2 rRNA genes (1 of these 2 cut by a window edge) are annotated in these 2,500 nt (G+C 47.9%); both read left to right on the top strand.

Going from position 1 to position 2,500, the window contains the following annotated elements:
- Positions 1–2,166, top strand: a 23S ribosomal RNA gene (locus J8H85_RS18590); it begins 659 nt to the left of the window's first position.
- Positions 2,167–2,343: 177 nt separating this feature from the next.
- Positions 2,344–2,450: ribosomal RNA gene (rrf, locus tag J8H85_RS18585) — 5S ribosomal RNA — on the top strand.
- The last annotated feature ends 50 nt before the right edge of the window (positions 2,451–2,500 follow it).

The following is a 2,500-nucleotide window of genomic DNA, read 5'->3' as shown; positions in this document are numbered from 1 at the left end:
GAGTCTGAATAGGGCGCTTTAGTCAGTAGTGGTAGACGCGAAACCGTGTGATCTACCCATGGGCAGGTTGAAGCTGTAGTAACATACAGTGGAGGACCGAACCGGTTGACGTTGAAAAGTCTTCGGATGACCTGTGGGTAGGGGTGAAAGGCCAATCAAACTCGGAAATAGCTCGTACTCCCCGAAATGCATTTAGGTGCAGCGTTGATTTATAGTTTTATAGAGGTAGAGCTACTGATTGGATGCGGGGGCTTCACCGCCTACCAATTCCTGACAAACTCCGAATGCTATAAAATGTTCATCAGCAGTGAGGGCATGGGTGCTAAGGTCCATGTCCGAGAGGGAAAGAACCCAGACCATCAGCTAAGGTCCCCAAATATATGTTAAGTTGAAATAACGAGGTTGAACTGCTTAGACAGCTAGGATGTTGGCTTGGAAGCAGCCATTCATTTAAAGAGTGCGTAACAGCTCACTAGTCGAGCGGTTCGGCATGGATAATAATCGGGCATAAACATATTACCGAAGCTATGGACTTGTAAAAGTGGTAGGGGAGCATTGTAGTGTCGTCGAAGGTGTGATGTGAGTCATGCTGGAGAAGCTACAAAAGAAAATGTAGGCATAAGTAACGATAATGCGGGCGAGAAACCCGCACACCGAAAGACTAAGGTTTCCTCAGCTATGCTAATCAGCTGAGGGTTAGTCGGGACCTAACGCGAACCCGAAAGGGGTAGTGGATGGACAACAGGTTAATATTCCTGTACCCGCTCTCAACAAAAGTGACGGAGGCGTGAATTTGGTGCGAACTGACGGAATAGTTCGTTGAAGCCAGTGGCAACACGGCGATAGTACACTGAGGCTTCGGCCAAGGTGATAATCCAGAATAGCGACTTCCAAGAAAAGCGAGAGAAGCGGCCCGTACCCTAAACCGACACAGGTAGTTGGGATGAGAATTCTAAGGTGCTCGAGAGATTCATGGCTAAGGAATTAGGCAAAATAGACTCGTAACTTCGGGAGAAGAGTCGCCACCCTTCGGGGTGGCCGCAGTGAAAAGGTCCAGGCGACTGTTTATCAAAAACACAGGGCTATGCTAAATCGAAAGATGATGTATATGGCCTGACACCTGCCCGGTGCTGGAAGGTTAAGTGGAGGGCTTAGGGGTAACCCGAAGGTCTTAAATGAAGCCCCAGTAAACGGCGGCCGTAACTATAACGGTCCTAAGGTAGCGAAATTCCTTGTCGGGTAAGTTCCGACCTGCACGAATGGTGCAACGATCTGGACACTGTCTCAGCCATGAGCTCGGTGAAATTGTAGTATCGGTGAAGATGCCGATTACCCGCTGTGGGACGAAAAGACCCCGTGCACCTTTACTATAGCTTAGTATTGGTTTTGGATAAGTAATGTGTAGGATAGGTGGGAGACTTTGAAGCGGCGTCGCCAGGCGTTGTGGAGTCATTGTTGAAATACCACCCTTTGCTTATCTAGAGTCTAACCCTTGAACAAAGGGGACAGTGCTTGGTGGGTAGTTTGACTGGGGTGGTCGCCTCCAAAAGAGTAACGGAGGCTTCTAAAGGTACCCTCAGCACGCTTGGTAACCGTGCGTAGAGTGCAATGGCATAAGGGTGCTTGACTGAGAGACCTACAAGTCGATCAGGTTGGAAACAAGAGCATAGTGATCCGGTGGTTCCGCATGGAAGGGCCATCGCTCAAAGGATAAAAGGTACGCCGGGGATAACAGGCTGATCTCCCCCAAGAGCTCATATCGACGGGGGGGTTTGGCACCTCGATGTCGGCTCGTCACATCCTGGGGCTGGAGAAGGTCCCAAGGGTTGGGCTGTTCGCCCATTAAAGTGGCACGCGAGCTGGGTTCAGAACGTCGTGAGACAGTTCGGTCTCTATCTACAGTGGGCGTTAGAAATTTGAGTGGATCTGACTCTAGTACGAGAGGACCGAGTTGGACTAACCTCTGGTGTATCTGTTGTTCCGCCAGGAGCATTGCAGAGTAGCTACGTTGGGAAGGGATAAGCGCTGAAAGCATATAAGCGCGAAACCCACCACAAGATGAGATTTCTTTAAAGGGTCGTGGAAGATGACCACGTTGATAGGCTATAGGTGTAAGGGCAGTAATGTCGTAGCCGAGTAGTACTAATAACCCATAGGCTTATTGTACGCCTGTTTTTTTATAAAGTTCAATAGATTTATTATGTATAAAGTTCATGTATAGTGGTAGTAATACCCTTTTTTCAATATGTTAAGATATTAATTCCCGTGTATACGGGAATCTTTTCCAAGCTAAGGTAAAGGTTCTTTAAAAGAGATTCCTGCCTACGCAGGAATTGAAAAACTTAAGGTGGTTATAGCGACGGGGCTCACCTCTTACCATTCCGAACAGAGAAGTTAAGCCCGTTAGCGCCGATGGTACTGCATTGTGGGAGAGTAGGTCGTTGCCTTTTTTGGAAACCCTTCATTGAAAAATGAAGGGTTTTTTGTTTTTATATGGTTT

The organism is Mariniflexile gromovii (assembly GCF_017814435.1).
GTDB classification, from domain to species: Bacteria; Bacteroidota; Bacteroidia; order Flavobacteriales; family Flavobacteriaceae; genus Mariniflexile; species Mariniflexile gromovii.
This window is presented reverse-complemented; position numbering and strand designations above follow the sequence as displayed.